General features: G+C 71.0%; 17 protein-coding genes. 10 read left to right on the top strand and 7 right to left on the bottom strand.

Features of this window, described 5'->3' with window-relative positions; translation table 11 throughout:
- Nucleotides 1-8: 8 nt before the first annotated feature.
- Nucleotides 9-1,340, bottom strand: coding sequence for an MFS transporter (locus tag ACFW16_RS29660; protein ID WP_380312010.1), 1,332 nt, complete (start codon nucleotides 1,338-1,340; stop codon nucleotides 9-11).
- A 51-nt stretch (nucleotides 1,341-1,391) separates the two neighbouring features.
- Entirely contained in the window at nucleotides 1,392-2,600 is a 1,209-nt protein-coding gene (gene manD / locus ACFW16_RS29655; RefSeq protein WP_380312008.1) for a D-mannonate dehydratase ManD, read from the bottom strand.
- A gap of 175 nt (nucleotides 2,601-2,775) precedes the next feature.
- Between manD and ACFW16_RS29650 the strand changes: the two genes are divergently transcribed.
- Complete coding sequence (locus ACFW16_RS29650) at nucleotides 2,776-3,501, top strand: GntR family transcriptional regulator (protein WP_380312007.1); 726 nt, start codon at nucleotides 2,776-2,778, stop codon at nucleotides 3,499-3,501.
- A 7-nt stretch (nucleotides 3,502-3,508) separates the two neighbouring features.
- Here the strand turns inward: ACFW16_RS29650 and ACFW16_RS29645 are convergent, their stop codons facing one another.
- The gene (locus ACFW16_RS29645; protein WP_380312005.1) at nucleotides 3,509-3,898 is read right to left on the bottom strand and encodes a hypothetical protein; all 390 of its coding nucleotides are present in this window, start codon (nucleotides 3,896-3,898) and stop codon (nucleotides 3,509-3,511) included.
- A gap of 158 nt (nucleotides 3,899-4,056) precedes the next feature.
- Here ACFW16_RS29645 and ACFW16_RS29640 point away from each other — a divergent pair, with 158 nt between their 5' ends.
- Nucleotides 4,057-4,374 (top strand): antibiotic biosynthesis monooxygenase family protein, encoded by a 318-nt coding sequence (locus ACFW16_RS29640; RefSeq protein WP_380312003.1) that lies wholly within the window; start codon nucleotides 4,057-4,059, stop codon nucleotides 4,372-4,374.
- A 31-nt stretch (nucleotides 4,375-4,405) separates the two neighbouring features.
- The gene (locus tag ACFW16_RS29635; RefSeq protein WP_380312001.1) at nucleotides 4,406-5,191 is read left to right on the top strand and encodes an inositol monophosphatase family protein; all 786 of its coding nucleotides are present in this window, start codon (nucleotides 4,406-4,408) and stop codon (nucleotides 5,189-5,191) included.
- Here the strand turns inward: ACFW16_RS29635 and ACFW16_RS29630 are convergent.
- On the bottom strand, nucleotides 5,133-5,882 hold the full coding sequence (locus ACFW16_RS29630) for an HAD family hydrolase (protein ID WP_380311998.1): 750 nt from the start codon (nucleotides 5,880-5,882) through the stop codon (nucleotides 5,133-5,135). The genes ACFW16_RS29635 and ACFW16_RS29630 overlap by 59 nt on opposite strands.
- A gap of 108 nt (nucleotides 5,883-5,990) precedes the next feature.
- On the opposite strand from ACFW16_RS29630, the gene ACFW16_RS29625 reads away from it, so the two are divergent.
- The 4 genes from ACFW16_RS29625 to rpmE all read left to right on the top strand — a co-directional run bounded on the left by ACFW16_RS29625 (nucleotide 5,991) and on the right by rpmE (nucleotide 8,147).
- Nucleotides 5,991-6,560 carry an AAA family ATPase gene (locus ACFW16_RS29625; RefSeq protein WP_380311995.1) on the top strand — a complete coding sequence of 190 codons (570 nt, stop codon included), beginning with the start codon at nucleotides 5,991-5,993 and terminating at the stop codon, nucleotides 6,558-6,560.
- A 45-nt stretch (nucleotides 6,561-6,605) separates the two neighbouring features.
- Complete coding sequence (locus ACFW16_RS29620) at nucleotides 6,606-7,415, top strand: SDR family NAD(P)-dependent oxidoreductase (RefSeq protein ID WP_380311993.1); 810 nt, start codon at nucleotides 6,606-6,608, stop codon at nucleotides 7,413-7,415.
- Nucleotides 7,412-7,843: an HIT domain-containing protein gene (locus ACFW16_RS29615; RefSeq protein WP_380311991.1), complete on the top strand. Its 432-nt coding sequence runs from the start codon at nucleotides 7,412-7,414 to the stop codon at nucleotides 7,841-7,843. The genes ACFW16_RS29620 and ACFW16_RS29615 overlap by 4 nt, the downstream gene beginning before the upstream one ends.
- A gap of 76 nt (nucleotides 7,844-7,919) precedes the next feature.
- Nucleotides 7,920-8,147: a 50S ribosomal protein L31 gene (gene rpmE, locus ACFW16_RS29610; protein WP_380311989.1), complete on the top strand. Its 228-nt coding sequence runs from the start codon at nucleotides 7,920-7,922 to the stop codon at nucleotides 8,145-8,147.
- Nucleotides 8,148-8,331: 184 nt separating this feature from the next.
- Here the strand turns inward: rpmE and ACFW16_RS29605 are convergent, their stop codons facing one another.
- The 3 genes from ACFW16_RS29605 to ACFW16_RS29595 form a co-directional block, all read right to left on the bottom strand.
- On the bottom strand, nucleotides 8,332-9,372 hold the full coding sequence (locus ACFW16_RS29605; protein ID WP_380311987.1) for a C-terminal binding protein: 1,041 nt from the start codon (nucleotides 9,370-9,372) through the stop codon (nucleotides 8,332-8,334).
- A 13-nt stretch (nucleotides 9,373-9,385) separates the two neighbouring features.
- The gene (locus ACFW16_RS29600; protein WP_380311985.1) at nucleotides 9,386-9,727 is read right to left on the bottom strand and encodes a hypothetical protein; all 342 of its coding nucleotides are present in this window, start codon (nucleotides 9,725-9,727) and stop codon (nucleotides 9,386-9,388) included.
- Nucleotides 9,728-9,819: 92 nt separating this feature from the next.
- Nucleotides 9,820-11,010, bottom strand: coding sequence for a UbiH/UbiF family hydroxylase (locus ACFW16_RS29595; protein WP_380311983.1), 1,191 nt, complete (start codon nucleotides 11,008-11,010; stop codon nucleotides 9,820-9,822).
- A gap of 119 nt (nucleotides 11,011-11,129) precedes the next feature.
- On the opposite strand from ACFW16_RS29595, the gene ettA reads away from it, so the two are divergent.
- The 3 genes from ettA to ACFW16_RS29580 all read left to right on the top strand — a co-directional run.
- A complete protein-coding gene (ettA, locus tag ACFW16_RS29590) occupies nucleotides 11,130-12,803 on the top strand; it encodes an energy-dependent translational throttle protein EttA (protein WP_380311982.1) in 1,674 nt (557 codons plus the stop codon).
- 412 nt (nucleotides 12,804-13,215) lie between these two features.
- Nucleotides 13,216-15,078: a calcium-binding protein gene (locus ACFW16_RS29585; RefSeq protein WP_380311980.1), complete on the top strand. Its 1,863-nt coding sequence runs from the start codon at nucleotides 13,216-13,218 to the stop codon at nucleotides 15,076-15,078.
- Nucleotides 15,079-15,211: 133 nt separating this feature from the next.
- On the top strand, nucleotides 15,212-15,454 hold a 243-nt coding region (locus tag ACFW16_RS29580), incomplete at its 3' end, for a hypothetical protein (protein ID WP_380311977.1).

The following is a 15,454-nucleotide window of genomic DNA, read 5'->3' as shown; positions in this document are numbered from 1 at the left end:
GGCTTCTCCTAGGGATGGGCGGCGGCAGGGCCGCCGATCAGGTCCTCGGTACGCGACAGGCGCGGCGCCGTCTCGGGCAGCGCCCGGGCGCAGAGCAGGGTGACGACGCAGCCCAGCGCGATATAGGCGCACAGATACCACGGCGTGCCGTCGCCGATCTCCAGCAGCCAGCCCGCCGCCAGCGTGCCGGCCGACCCGATCAGGGCGCCGATCTGCTGCACGAAGGACACGCCGCTGGCCCGCACCTTGGTCGGGAACAGCTCGGAATAGAAGGCGGCCTGCGGCCCGTACATGGCGCTGTGGCCGATGGCGAGCGCCATGGCCAGGCCGAGCCAGACCAGCCCGTCCATCCGGGCATAGACCAGGCCGAAGACCGGAAAGGTCGCGGCCAGCACGCAGGCGGCGCCGAACAGGTAGACCGGCTTGCGGCCGATCCGGTCCGACAGCGCGCCGAACAGCGGCAGGGTCACCAGCTCCAGCAGGATGGCGATCAGCATCGCCGTGGTCATGGTCGGCCGGTCGATGCCGCGGCTGGTGGCGTAGGCGGCGATCAGCACGGCGAAGCTGGTGAAGGCGATGCTCTCGGCCAGCTTGCTGCCGCAGCCTAAGACCAGCGACCGGCGGTGGCTGCGCAGCACCTCGACCAGCGGGTGCGCATCCTCCGCCCGGCGCTTCCGCATCTCCAGGAACAGCGGCGATTCGGTCAGCTGCAGGCGGATGTAGAGGCCGATGCCGACCAGGAGGATGCTGAGCAGGAAGGGGATGCGCCAGCCCCAGCTCAGGAACGCCTCCTCCGACAGGGTCGAGGTCAAGAGCGCGAAGATGCCGAGCGGCAGCACGAAGCCGGCCGGGGCGCCGATCTGCACCCAGGACCCGAAGAAGCCGCGACGCGGCGACGGCGCGTGCTCGCACATGATCAGGATGGCGTTGCCCTGCTCGCCGCCGATGCCGAAGCCGTGCAGCAGCCGGATGAACAGCAGGGCCAGCGGCGCCCAGATGCCGATCTCGTTGTAGGTCGGCATCAGCCCGATGACGAAGGTGGCGATGCCGACGATCAGGAGGGTGATGACCAGCGCCTGCTTGCGGCCGTAGCGGTCGCCGATGGCGCCGAACAAGAGGCCGCCCAGCGGCCGGGCGAAGAAGCCGGCGGCATAGGTGCCGAGCGCCACCAGCGACCCCACCAGCGGGTCGTCGGTGGGGAAGAACAGCTTGTTGAACACCAGCGCCGAGGCGGTGGCGTAGATGAAGAAGTCGTACCACTCGACCGTGGTGCCGATGCAGGACGCGATCGCGATCCGCCGCATCATCGCCGGCGACGTGGTGTTCTGCTGCCCTTCCATCCTCTCCTCCCGTCCGGGCCGTCCTCGGCCTCTTCGATCGCGGTTGCGGCGTTACCAGCTGGTCAGCGTGCCGTCCTCGAGCCGCGCCACCGGCAGATAGGCCGGCTCATAGGGAAAGCGGGCGGCCAGCTTTTCGTCGATGTCGACGCCGTGGCCGGGCGCCTCGCCGGGATGCATGTACCCGTCCTTGAAGGACCAGGCGTGGGGGAAGACCTCCAGCGCCGGCTCCGGATAGCCCATGTACTCCTGGACGCCGAAATTCGGCACCCACAGGTCGAAATGCAGGGCCGCGCCCATGCACACCGGCGACAGGTCGGACGGGCCGTGGCAGCCGGTGCGGACATGGTGCAGGGCGGCGAAATCGGCGATCCGGCGCAGATGGGTGATGCCGCCGGCATGGGTCAGCGTCGTGCGGATGTAGTCGATCAGCTGCTCCTCGATCAGCAGCTTGCAGTCCCAGATGCTGTTCAGCACCTCGCCGACCGCGATCGGGGTGGTGGTGTGCTGCCGGATCAGCCGGAAGCCCTCCTGGTTCTCGGCCGGGGTCGGGTCCTCCAGCCAGAACAGGGCGTAGGGCTCCACCGCCTTGCCCAGCCGTGCCGCCTCGATCGGCGTCAGCCGGTGGTGGATGTCGTGCAGCAGATGGGTGTCGAAGCCGAAGGTCGCGCGCACCGCCTCGAACAGCTCGGGCACGAAGTTCAGGTACTTCTCGGTCGACCAGGGCTGCTCCTCGGGCCAGCCCTTGGTCGCCGGCTCATAGGCGTCGCCGCCCTTGCTGACGCCGTAGACCGAGGCCATGCCGGGCACGCCGCACTGCACGCGGATCGCCTTGTAGCCCTTCTCCTGATAGGCGGCGAAGCGGTCCAGCGCCTCCGGGATGTCGCGGCCGGTGGCGTGGCTGTAGACCATCACGCCCTCGCGCGAGGCGCCGCCCAGCAGCTGGTACAGCGGCAGCCCGGCGACCTTGGCCTTGATGTCCCACAGCGCCATGTCGACCGCGGCGATCGCGCTCATCGTCACCGGGCCGCGGCGCCAATAGGCGCCCTTGTACAGATACTGCCAGATGTCCTCGATGCGGTGCGCGTCGCGCCCCACCAGCAGCGGGCAGACATGGTCGCGGAGATAGCTGGCCACCGCCAGCTCGCGCCCGTTCAGCGTGGCGTCGCCGATGCCGTGGACGCCTTCGTCGGTGACCAGCTTCAGCGTGACGAAGTTGCGCCCGGGGCAGGTGACGATGACATCGGCGCGGACGATCTTCATGGCGCGTTCTCTCCCGGCTGGCTTGTCCGTCGCCGCTTTTGCGCGGCGGGACGCGACGCGATCCATAGCGCAACTTGAATCACCATACAAGTATGGCGAAGATAGGCGGCCATGCGCTGGCGAGCCCGGCGATCCCCTGTATGCTGGGGGACAACGAACCGGAACGGGAGGAACGATGGCCGGACGACGAAGGGCGCAGGAGGCCGAGACCCTGCCGCAAAGCATCCCGCTGAGCGGCGAGGGGCCGATCGGCCGGCAGGTCTATGAAGGGCTGCGCCAGGCGATCATCACCGGCCTGCTGCCGCCCGGCACCGCGCTGTCCGAGAAGGACGGGTCGGAGATGTTCGGCGTGTCGCGCCAGCCGGTGCGCGAGGCCTTCATCAAGCTGGTCGAGGCCGGGCTGCTGCAGGTGCTGCCGCAGCGCGGCACCCGGGTGCGCAAGATCTCGCGCCGCCAGGTCGAGCAGGGCCGCTTCATCCGCGAGGCGGTGGAGGCGGCGGTGGTGCGCCTCGCCGCCGAGAGCATCGACGACCGTGCCCTGCAGCGGCTCGACCGCAGCCTGGAGGCCCAGCGCGACGCGGCCCGGCGGCACGACCATGCCGGCTTCCTGGCGCTGGACGAGGGTTTCCACCGCCTGATCATCGAGGCGATCGACTGCCTGCCGGCCTGGAGCACGATCGAGAACATGAAGGCGCAGATGGACCGGGTGCGCTATCTCAGCCTGCCCGACGTCTCGCCGCTGGAGATGCTGATTTCGCAGCATGAGGAGATCGTCGCCGGTCTGCGGGCGCACGACCCCGACGCCGCCGAGGCGGCGATGCGCCGGCACCTGCGCGAGATCCTGTCGTCGCTCGGGCCGATCGCGCAGCGGCGGCCGGAGCTGTTCGAGCTGGAGGGCTGAAAGACTGTCAGTGCGTCTCGAATTCGGGCCGCAGCGCGACCAGGGTCTCGGCTACGCTTCTGGCGTCTTCCTTACCCTGGGTGCTGTGTCCCAGTCCCATATATTCGACAGCAATTCCATAGAGATACGAGGCAATGCTCTCGGCTGTCGCTCTCTCATCCATGAGCATGACATAGGCTCTGTCGGCGTATCTGTCGTACTCATCGCTCGCCTCGGCGATGTCTCGGACGCCGATCGGATCCCAATCCTGCAGCAGGATCTGGCGGACGCGGGCGCGGTTCTCCCGGGATTGATACTTGTTCCGGCCATGTGACATGTCATTCCCGAGCGGCTTGGACGGGGCGGAGAGGCCACGTTCTCTATTTCCAAGGTAGTGCCTCAAGAGCAAGCCGATCAATTTTAAGCTGTCATGCCCGGGCTTGACCGGGGCATCCAGAGAGCGTCGACATCTTTCTGGATTGCCGGGTCAAGCCCGGCAATGACAATAAAATTTAGCCCCACCTCTTGATGCACAATCCGGAAATTCAACCGGACAGCCATGGAAGGAGGCTGGAGATGATCGTCCGCGTCTGGCGCGGCTATGCCGCCCGATCCAACCCGTCGGCCTATCCCGAGCATTTCCGCGGCGCGGTGCTGCCGGCGCTGCGCGGCATCGCCGGATTCCGGGGCGCCTCGCTGCTGCGCCGGGACCGGGCGGACGAGATCGAGTTCATGGTGCTGACCCGCTGGGAGTCGATGGACGCCATCCGCGCCTTCGCCGGCGAGGATCCGGAGCAGGCGGTGGTCGAGCCGGCCGCGGTCGCCGCGCTGATCCGGTTCGATGGCAGGGTCCACCACTACACGGTTGTCGAGGAGGGGGCGGGTCCCGGATGATCGCGCGCTTCCGAAGAAACAGGAGTTGCCGGTGAGCGACCCTCAGACTCTCGCCCTGATGCGGATCGTGGCCGAGGCGCTGGCCCGGGCCGGCGGCCGGCTGGCCCTGGCCCATCTGGCCGAGCACCGCGACCTTGCGATCGAGGCCAAGGGGCCGCAGGATTTCGTCACCGCGGTCGACAAGGCGGTCGAGACCCTGATCCGCGGCCGGCTGAACGAGACCTTCCCCGACCACGCCGTGCTGGGCGAGGAGTTCGGGCTGGACCGGCAGGGCGCCCGCGTGGTGTGGGGGCTCGACCCGATCGACGGCACCGCGAACTTCCTGCGCGACCGGCCGGTCTGGTGCGTCTCGATCGGCGCCACCGTCGACGGCAGGCCGGCGCTCGGCGTGATCTACGACCCGGTGCGGGACGAGCTGTACAGCGCCGCGGCGGGGCAGGGCGCCACCCGCAACGGCGCGCCGATCGCGGTCAACGCCGCCGCCCGGCCGGAGACGGCGATGATCGGCGTCGGCTATTCGCCGGGCCGCAAGGTGCCGGAGCATGTCCGGCAGATCGATCACATCCTGTCGCACGGCGCGGAGTACCGGCGGCTCGGCTCCTCGGCGCTGCTCCTGGCCTATGTCGCCGACGGCCGGGTCGACGGCTACGCCGCGGCCCACACCAACGCCTGGGACGTGCTGGCCGGGCTGGTGCTGGTGCGCGAGGCCGGCGGCGTCACCGACGATTTCATCGAGAGCGGGGCGCAGAGCGGCCCGGTCACCGCCGCGGCGCCGGGCGTCGCGGACCTGGTGCGCCAGCTCCGGGCGCTGGCCTGAGCACCTCGCCCAGGTTGTAGGTCGGCGGCGGCGTCCCGGCCGCCAGCCAGGCCGCGATCTCCGCCATCGTCGCGAAGCTGCGGCCGGCGCCGGCGGCCCGGAGGCGCTGCCCCAGCTCGGCATCGGCATGGCCGCCGCCGGTGAAGCCGACCACCTTCATCCCGGCCCGGCGGGCGGCGGTGACGCCGGGGATCGAATCCTCGATCACCAGGCAGTCCGCCGGGTCGGCGCCCATCTGCGAGGCGGCGTAGAGGAAGACGTCCGGCGCCGGCTTGCCGCGCTTCACCTGGCTGGCCGAGAACACATGCGGGTCGACCAGCGGCAGCAGCCCGGCCGTCTCCAGGTTGCGGCGCAGGTTCGGCAGGCCGGTGGAGGAGGCGACGCAGGCCGGGTGGCCCAGGCCGCCGGCGGCCGCGATCGCCTCGGCGGCGCCGGGGATGGCGTGCAGCTCGGTGATGAAGCGTCGGGCGCTCTCCGCCCGGATCTCCTCGATGATCCGCTCCTCGACGGTGAAGCCCAGCTCCGCCGCCAGCGTGCTCCAGGCGACATGGTGCGGCGTGCCGCAGAATCGCCGGGCGATCTCGCCGGGCGCCACCGTGTGGCCCAGCCGGGCCAGCGCCTCGGAATCGACGGCGCAGAAGATCACCTCCGAATCGATCAGCACGCCGTCGCAGTCGAAGATCACCAGCATGGCAGGCCCAGAGTGAGAAAGATCGGCAGGAAAGGCATGGAAAGGCGGGGCGACAACACCATGCCGCTGCGCTATGTGCAAGGCGAAGACTCGGCGACAGGAATGGCCATGGCGCCCAGGCGTATCCACATCACCGGCGCGTCCGGCTCCGGCACCACGACGCTGGGCCGGGTGCTGGCGGTCGAGACCGGTGCGCTGCACCTGGACACCGACGATTTCTACTGGCTGCCGACGGATCCGCCGTTCCGGGAGAAGCGGCCGGTTCCCGACCGGCTGGCCCTGCTGGAGGCGGCGCTCGGCCGGGCCGATCGCTGGGTGCTGACCGGTTCGCTGATCGGCTGGGGCGACCCGCTGATCCCGCGATTCGACCTGGCCGTCTTCCTCCACATCCCGCCGGAGCTGCGGCTGGAACGGCTGCAGGCCCGCGAGGTCGAGCGCTACGGCGCCGAGGCGCTGGCTCCCGGCGGGGCGATGCACGTGACCTACCACGCCTTCCTCGACTGGGCCGAGGCCTACGACGTCGGCACCCGGGTCGGCCGCAACCTCGAGGCGCACAATGCCTGGCTGGCGCGGCTGCCATGCCCGGTGCTGCGCATCGAGGGCGACACCACGGTCGAGGAGCGGGTGCGGCGGGTGCTGTCGTTCCGGATCCTCGAAGGCCGGGCGTGGCGGGGCTGAACGCCCGGGATAGACTGTGCGAGACGAAGAAGGGGATGCACGACCATGACCGAAGCTGACGCGTTCCGCCTGGACGGGCCCCGCCTGGACGGAGAGGTGGCCCTGGTCACCGGGGCCAGCCGCGGCATCGGCGCCGCGGCGGCGCGGGCGCTGGCCGCCCGGGGCGCGGCGGTGGCGCTGACCGCCCGCTCGGCCGGGGAGATCGACGGCCTCGCCCGCGAGCTGCGCGACGCCGGCGGCCGGGCCGTCGCCATCGCCGGCGACATCGGCGACGTCGCCTGGGCCGGCACGCTGGTTGGGCAGGTGGCCGAGGCGCTGGGCGCTCCCACCATCCTGGTCAACAACGCCGGCATGGTCGGGCCGATCGGCCGTCTTCTCGACTGCGACCCGGCCGACTGGGCCCGCAACGTCACGGTCAACCTGCTGGGCGCCTATGCCGTGCTGCGCGCGGCGCTGCCGGGCATGGTCGCGCGGGGTGGCGGGATCGTGATCAACGTCAGCTCCGGCGCCGCGGAGAACGCCTATGAGGGCTGGAGCGCGTACTGCGCCGGCAAGGCCGGGCTGGCGATGCTGACCCGGTCGCTGCACCTGGAATACGGCGAGCAGGGCATCCGCGCCTTCGGCTTCCGCCCGGGCACCGTCGACACCGGGATGCAGGGCGAGATCCGCGCCTCCGGCATCAACCCGGTCAGCCAGATGCCGCGCGAGGCGCACGCCCCGCCGGAGCATCCGGCCCGGGTCATCGCCTGGCTGTGCGGGCCCGAGGCGCAGGACCTGGTCGGGCGCGAGCTCAGCATCCGCGACCCGGAGCTGCGCCGGCGGGTCGGTTTGCCATCGGGGGGGCTGCCGTCATGAGCGCCGCGAAGGACTCGGGCTTTATCCTCGATCCGCGGATCGCGGCTTCGACCCTGCCGTGGCGCGACTGGTCGCTGTCGCAGGTCCGGCTGATGAACGACCGCCGCTTCCCCTGGCTGCTCCTGGTGCCGCGCCGGGCCCGGGCGGTGGAGTGGCACGCCCTGGCGCCGGAGGACCAGGCGGCGCTGCACCAGGAGACGATGCTGGCCGCCTGCGCCCTGGCTGCGGTGTTCCCGGCGATGAAGATCAACATCGGCGCGCTCGGCAACGTCGTGCCGCAGCTGCACGTCCATGTCCTGGCGCGGCAGCCGGGCGATGCCGCCTGGCCGGGGCCGGTCTGGGGCGCCGGCACGGCCGAGCCCTACGGCCCCGGCGAGGCCGAGGCGCTTCTCGCCCGGCTGGGGACGGTTCTCGACGAGGCGACATGAGCCATGCGCGGCGGCGACCTTGCATTTCGCCGCCGGTTTGGCTATACGGCCCCCTCGTTTGTGCGGAGCCCCGGCCATGAAGTCCGATATTCATCCTGAGTACCATGAGATCACCGTCGTGATGACCGACGGGACCGAGTTCAAGACTCGCAGCACCTATGGCAAGGCGGGCGATACCCTCCGTCTCGACATCGACCCGAAGTCGCACCCGGCCTGGACCGGCGTGCAGAAGCTGGTGGACCGCGGCGGCCAGGTCGCCAAGTTCAACAGGCGCTTCGAGGCGTTCGGCCTGAAGAAGTCCTGATCGCGCGGCGCCCTGCGGGGCGCCTGCCGATGCTGGTCCGCGAGCCGGCCCCCGCGAGGGAGGCCGGTTTTTCGCATGTCTGCCCTCGGCGCGTAGGTTGGGTTCGCGAACACGAACCCAACATGGCTCCGGCGGCACGATGTCGGGTTCGCAGAGGCGAACCCAACCTGCGACTCACGCCCCGTTACCGGCGCAGCTTCTTGCGGTCCAGGAACGCCTCGTTGACGCAGTTGCGCAGGGCGCCGCTGCGCAGATAGGCGACCGTGGTCTCGGCCGACAGGCGGCGGGCGTCGGCCTGGCTCTCCGGGCTCGACCAGGCGGCGTGCGGGGTCAGGATCAGCCGGCCGCGCAGCCATTCCGGCTGCTCGCGATAGGCCGCCAGCAGCGCCGGCAGCGGCTCCGGCGGCGGCTCCTCCGGCAGCACGTCCAGCGCGGCGCCGGCCAGCCGTCCGGCCTGCAGTGCGCCGTGCAGCGCGTCGAGGTCGACGATGGCACCGCGGGCGGTGTTGATCAGCACCGCATGCGGCCGCATCACCGAGAAGGCGGCGTCGCCGAACAGCCGGTGCGTCTCCGGCGTCAGCGGCGCGTGGATCGACACGATGTCGCTGGCGGCGAGCAGGTCGGACAGGATCTCGACCCGGGTGATGCCCAGCGCGATCTCCTGGCCGCGCGGGATGTAGGGGTCGTAGGCCAGGATCTCCAGCCCGAAGGCCCTGGCCCGCATCGCCATGGCGGTGCCGATCCGGCCCAGCCCGACAATGCCCAGGCGGGTGCCGCGGATCCGCCGGGTCAGGCGCGCGGCCTCCAGCGTGTAGTGGCCGGCCGGGTCGGCCTGCAGCGCCCGGTCATAGGCCGGGATGCCGCGCAGCAGCGCCAGCATCAGCCCGACCGCATGGTCGGCCACCTCGCTGGTGCCGTAGTCCGGCGTGTTCGCCACCGGGATGCCGGCAGCGCCCGCCGCGGCCAGGTCGATATGGTCGAAGCCGACCCCGGCGCGGACGATGATGCGACAGCGGGGCATCTTGTCGATCACCGACTGGCCGACCTTGAGCTCGTGCCAGGTCAGCAGCGCGTCGGCGCGGGCATAGACCTCGTCCGGGATCTTCTTCCGGTCGCGCTCGCGCCGGATCACGAATTCGACATCGTCGCCGCCGACCTGCCGTTCGATCACGGCGTCGTCGGCATATTGCGCGTCGGGCGTCAGGATGGTGAAGCGGGGCGCCATCGGGGACCGGCCGTCAGTGGTCGGCGCGGCGCAGGATCGCGTCCGCCAGCCCGGTGTCGTAGGCCAGGCCGTCGGCGGTGACGATGGCGGCGCCGGGGAAGCCGGAGCGGATCAGCCCCTTGCGCTCGAGCGCCGAGAACACCGCGATGTTGTGCAGCCCGGTCATGTCCCGGCCCATCACCACCGCGTCGCCGACATGGTAGTGGTCGCCATGCGGCGGCGGGAAGCTGGAGACCAGCACCGTGCCGTCCTCCTGCTGCGTGGCGAAGCGGGGCGTCTGCGCCATCTGCTGCAGCACGGTCAGCGTCTTGAGCTGCAGCGGATTGAGGCCGAGCGGGTTCTTCTTGGCGGGCATCGGATGTCGTCGGTTGTGGAACGCGGCGGACCGCGGGCGGCCCGTCATGGAACGGTAGCAGCGCCCGCCGCCGGCCGCCACCGTCCTGCCTGTCAGATCCCACCCGGGGCGATGCCCTCCCGCATCAGCAGGCGGCGCAGCGGCGCCACCCGCTTCACCGCCTGCAGCGCCAAAGCGCGCAAGGCGAGGGCAGGGGTCGCGTCGGTCAAGAGCGACCGGTTCAGCAGGTCGACCCCGGCGCTGCGGCTGGCGACGTCGCCGCGCCGCCGCGCCTCGTAGCGCGCCATCGCCGCGGCGGCGCCGGGATCGGTGCCGGCGCGGACGGCCGCTGCCGCGACCTCGGCGACGGCATCGGCGTCGCGAAAGCCGAGATTGAGGCCCTGGGCCCCGATCGGCGGCAGCGCATGGGCGGCCTCGCCGACCAGCGCCGCCCGCGGCACCGCCAGGCGCCGCGCGGCCAGGCCGGACAGCGGGAAGAGCTGGCGCGGACCGTCCACCGTCACCGCGCCCAGGATCGGCTCGGCCCGCCGCCCGATCGCCCGGGCCAGGGCGGCGTCGTCGAGCGCCGCCAGCGCCTTGGCCTCGGCCGGCCGGGTCACCCAGACCAGGCTCGACCGCCGGTCGCCCAGCGGCACCAGGGTGAAGGGGCCGGCCGCGGTGTGGATCTCGGTCGAGATGTCGTCATGGAAGCGGGCGTGGCGCAGCGTGGTCACCAGCGCCGCCTGGTCATAGCCCCAGCGCCGCACCCCGATGCCGGCGGCGGCGCGGACGGCGGAGGCGCGGCCGTCGGCGCCGACCACCAGCCGTCCGCGCAGCATCTCGCCGCCGCCGGTCCGGACCGTCGCGCCGCCGGCGCCGATCCGGATCTCCGCCGCGATGTCGGCCACCCGGCGCAGCTGCGGCGTGGCGGCGACGGCCTCGGCCAGGGCGGCGACCAGGTCGCGGTTGGCGACGTTGTGACCGAAGGCGTCGAGGCCGATCTCGGCGGCGCGGAACACCAGCTCCGGCCCGCTGATCCGCCGGCCGCCGTCGTCGATCAGCCGGATCGCCCGCATCGGCGCCGCCGCCGGCCGCAGCGCCGGCCAGATCCCGGCCCGCTCCAGGATCGCGACCGACCCGGCCAGCAGTCCGGTGGTGCGGTGGTCCTCCGGCGCCGGCGGCGCGACCAGCACGGTGTCGACGCCGCCCCGGGCCAGCAGCAGCGCGGCCAGCAGCCCGGCCGGGCCGCCGCCGACCACGATCGCATCGGCCTCGGCGGCCTGTGTCCTGGTGGTGCGAGTCATGCGCCACCATAGCAGGCGCCGCCGTCCCGCGGCCTGCGGCCGAAGCGGCCCTGGCCTTCGGTGTCCCCATGGGCTAGAACCGGGGCCTCCCCAGACCGGTATACGCGGAGCGGCTTCCGATGGCCTCCTACCAGTACGTCTTCGTGATGAAGGACATGACCAAGGCCTATCCGGGCGGCAAGGTCGTGCTGGAGAAGATCTGGCTGTCCTTCCTGCCGGGCGTGAAGATCGGCGTGCTGGGCCCGAACGGCTCCGGCAAGTCGACCCTGATGCGGGTCATGGCCGGCATGGACAAGGAGTTCACCGGCGAGGCCTGGGTCGCCCAGGGCGCGACGGTCGGCTACCTGTCGCAGGAGCCGGAGCTGGATCCGGCCAAGACCGTGGCCGAGAACGTGATGGAGGGTCTGGCCCCGATCAAGGCGCTGGTCGACCGCTTCAACGCCGTCAGCGAGGCGATGGGCGAGCCCGACGCCGATTTCGACGCGCTGATCGCCGAGCAGTCCGAGCTGCAGGAGAAGATCGACGCCGCCGATGCCTGGGACCTCGACCGCACCGTCGAGATCGCCATGGACGCGCTGCGCTGCCCGCCCGGCGACAGCGCCGTGACCAACCTGTCCGGCGGCGAGCGGCGCCGCGTGGCGCTGGCCAAGCTGCTCCTGGCCAAGCCGGACCTGCTGCTGCTCGACGAGCCGACCAACCATCTCGACGCCGAATCCGTGGCCTGGCTGGAGCACCATCTCGAGGACTACAAGGGCACTGTGGTCATGGTCACCCACGACCGCTACTTCCTCGACAACGTCACCGGCTGGATCCTCGAGCTCGACCGCGGCCGCGGCATCCCCTACGAGGGCAACTACTCGGCCTATCTCGAGGCCAAGGAGAAGCGCCTGGCCCAGGAGGCCAAGGAGGAGTCGGGCCGGCAGAAGACGCTGGCCAGCGAGCTGGAGTGGATCCGGCAGGGCGCCCGCGGCCGCCAGGCCAAGCAGAAGGCGCGCATCCACGCCTATGAGGAGCTGCTGGCGCAGAGCCGCGACCAGGCGCCGGGCCAGGCCCAGATCCTGATCCCGACGCCGGAGCGGCTGGGCGACAACGTGATCGACGCCCAGGGCCTGTCCAAGGGCTTCGGCGACCGGCTCTTGATCGACAATCTCAGCTTCCGGCTGCCGCGCGGCGGCATCGTCGGCGTGATCGGGCCGAACGGCGCCGGCAAGTCGACCCTGTTCAAGATGATCACCGGGCAGGAGGCGCCGGACGGCGGCGCGCTCAAGGTCGGCGAGACGGTGAAGCTCGGCTATGTCGACCAGAGCCGCGACGACCTCTCGCCGAACAAGACGGTGTGGGAGGAGATCTCCGGCGGGCTCGACGAGATCGACCTCGGCAAGCGCAAGATGCCCAGCCGCGCCTATGTCGGCGCCTTCAACTTCAAGGGCGGCGACCAGCAGAAGAAGGTCGGCCAGCTGTCGGGCGGCGAGCGCAACCGCGTCCACCTGGCGAAGATGCTGAAGTCGGGCGCCAACGTCCTCTTGCTCGACGAGCCGACCAACGACCTCGACGTCGAGACGCTGCGGGCGCTGGAGGAATCGCTGCTGACCTTCCCGGGCTGCGCCATCGTGATCAGCCACGACCGCTTCTTCCTCGACCGGCTGGCCACCCACATGCTGGCCTTCGAGGGCGACAGCGAGGTTGTGTGGTTCGAGGGCAATTACGAGGATTACGAGAAGGACCGCCATCGCCGCCTGGGCACCGAGGCGGACCAGCCGCACCGCATCAAGTACAAGCCGCTGACGCGCTGAGGCGGCGGCGGGCGAGCCCCGCCGGTCCTCACCGTCATCGCGAGGCGCCAAGCGTCATGGCGATCCAGTCCAGCCCTCTCGTGGCCGGACCGGATCGCTTCGCTGCGCCTGCAATCACGATTCCGGGGGATCGAAGAAATTCCCCCGACAGTTCCGCAGGTCACACCGGATCACGGAACGTCCTGTCAGAACGAAGCCTGCGGGGTCAACCGAGGCGCATCCGCACCAGCTAGTCACAGCCACTCGGAAAGGGAGGGGGCCGGTGCTCATCGACAGGACAGCGAACCGAGACGGCATCACGTCGTCTGACGAGCTTTCCGCGACGACCGTCGCGGAGGCGCCGGCGGGATTTCAGGCGGCGCCGGGCGGGGACACCCCGCCGATCATCCCGATCGCGGATGAGCCCGGACCTGTGCCGGCAACCGTCTCGCCGGTGTTCCATCCGGCCTCCGGCACGCTCACGGTCGTCGGCGATGCTCCCGACGACGCCGTGATCGTCGGCCGCGACGCCCGCGGATTCATTCTCGTCAATGACGCGATCCTCCACGCGGGCAGCGTGAAGGGCGCCGTTCCGACGGTCTTCAACACCAAGCTGATCTCGCTGTTCGGGCTCGGCGGCAACGACACCCTGGAACTGGATGAGGCGAACGGCCCGCTGCCGGCCGCACAGCTCTTCGGCGGCTCGGGCAACGATACGCTGACCGGTGGTTCCGGCGCCGATCTGCTGTTCGGCCAGGACGGCAACGACACGTTGAAAGGGGGAGGCGGCGACGATCAGCTCTTCGGCGGCGCCGGCGACGACCTTGTCATCGGGGGCCGTGATGCCGACCGGATCGTTCTCGGCGACGGAAACGACACGGCCCTATGGGGGCCGGGGGACGGCTCCGACCGCATCGAGGGTGAGGCGGGCTTCGACACGCTCGCTTTCAACACCTCGGGCGCCGACGAGGCGATCGCCGTCTCGGCCAACGGCCCGCGAGCGGTGCTGACCCGCGATGTCGGCGGCATCGCGATGGATATCAACGGCGTCGAGCGGATCGACCTGCAGCCGCTGGGCGGCGCCGACTCGATCGTCGTCGGCGACATGACCGGAACGGGCGTCCAGGAGGTGAGGATCGACCTCGAAGGCGTCGACAACGGCGGCGTCGGCGACGGCAAGGTCGACAGCGTCACCCTCGACGGCACCGGCCTCGGCGACATCGTCAGCGTGCTCGGTCAGCCCTCCGGCCTCTTCGTCCTCGGCCTGCCGAGCTTCGTGGCCGTGCAGCGTGCCGAGGGCGCCGACAGGGTCGCGATCAACACCGGGGCCGGCAACGACCGCATCGACGCGGGCTCGATCGCGGCCGGTGCCGGCACCTTCGCGTTCGATGGCGGCGACGGCAACGATGCCGTCTTCGGCACCCGGGGCCATGACCTGCTGGTGGGCGGCGCCGGCAACGATTTCCTCGACGGCGGGCAAGGCAGCGACGTCGCGCTGCTCGGCGCCGGCGACGACACGTTCGTCTGGGAGGCCGGCGACGGCAGCGACATCGTCGAAGGCGGGGCCGGCTTCGACGGGATCCGCCTCTCCGGCAGCGCCGCCAACGAGGTGTTCTCGGTGTCGGCCTCCGGCGCGCGGGTCGGGATTTCGCGCGACGTCGACGGCGCCAGGGTGGATGCCGACGATGCCGAGCAGATCAGCCTGCTGTCTTTCGGCGGCTCGGACCGGTTCGAGATCCATGACCTCGGCGGGATCGGCGTCCAGGCCGTCGACATCAGCCTGTTCGATTTCGCGGTCCCCGGCGGCGCCGGCGACGTGGTCGTCATCGACGGCACCGCCGGCGACGACACCATCAGGATCGTCGAAGACGCCGGCGTGATCACGGTGCTCGGCCTGGCCGCGACGATCCGGATCACCGGCACGGATGCGGCGGGTGACCGGATCGAGATCCGTGGGCTGGGCGGCAACGACTCCATCGATGCATCGGACCTCGGGACGTCGGAGATCCGGCTCCTGGCCGACGGCGGCGCCGGCAGCGATACGATCCTCGGCGGCGCGGGCGACGACGTGCTGGTCGGGGGAGAGGGCGCCGACGTGCTGTTCGCCGGATCCGGCGACAACATCGCCTTCGGCGGCGGTGGCGACGATGTCCTCCGTGGCGAGGATGGCGACGATGTCCTCGACGGCGGCGCGGGGAGCGACATCCTGATCGGCAATGCGGGCGATGACGTGCTGCTCAACGGCGAGGTCGTGTTCGACCAGCGCGGGGTCCCGGCGTCCGAGTTCCTGTTCTAAAGCGGCACGGCGCCCGGGAGGCATCGCACCCTCATCGGCGCCGCGCCTGCGTTCGCCCCCTGCATCGGCCCAGGCGGATGGTTGACGCAATGTCTATTGCCTTAACCCGCGCATCTCGTTCATGATACGTTCTATGGACACAGGCGCGGACTCCGATCTCGACATCCAGGCCTACTGCCGCGGCCTCGCGCTGCAGCAGGTCCGGATGCTCACGCGCTTGGCCGAGATCGCCATGCAGCTGGCCGAGGCCGAAGGGACCCGCGCCATTGAAGCGCAGGCCAAGGCCGCCCGGCCCGAGGCCGGCGAGGCCGCGGTGCAGGCGGCCAGGGCCGAGGCGCAGGAGGCCGGGATGGCCTTCGGCCGCTTCTCCCGTTCG

Origin of the sequence: Inquilinus sp. NPDC058860 (genome assembly GCF_042743185.1) — a bacterium.
In the GTDB taxonomy this organism is placed as follows: domain Bacteria; phylum Pseudomonadota; class Alphaproteobacteria; order DSM-16000; family Inquilinaceae; genus Inquilinus.
This window is presented reverse-complemented; position numbering and strand designations above follow the sequence as displayed.